The organism is Bradyrhizobium sp. Leo78, assembly GCF_059512425.1.
On the sequence record NZ_JCAMOT010000323.1, the window covers coordinates 1 to 319 of the forward strand.

The 319-nt window shown below is 63.6% G+C and carries 1 protein-coding gene; it reads left to right on the forward strand.

Annotated features, from left to right (window positions below):
- Nucleotides 1-319, forward strand: a 319-nt coding sequence (locus tag AC5ZG1_RS44905) for a carboxyl transferase domain-containing protein (RefSeq protein WP_496136640.1), incomplete at both ends; no start/stop codon positions are given.

Below are 319 nucleotides of genomic sequence, written 5' to 3' on the forward strand. Positions count from 1 at the left end.
TGATCGACTTCCTGCCGTCGAACAACACCGACGGCGTGCCGGAGTGGCCAAGCTTCGACGATATCGGCCGGGTCGACCTGTCCCTGGATACGCTGATCCCCGACAATCCGAACAAGCCCTATGACATCAAGGAATTGATCCTGAAGGTCGTGGACGAGGGCGACTTCTTCGAGATCTCCGAGACCTTCGCCAAGAACATCGTCACCGGCTTCGGCCGCATCGCCGGCCGCACCGTGGGCTTCGTCGCCAACCAGCCGATGGTGCTCGCCGGCGTGCTCGACAGCGACGCCTCGCGCAAGGCCGCGCGCTTCGTCCGCTT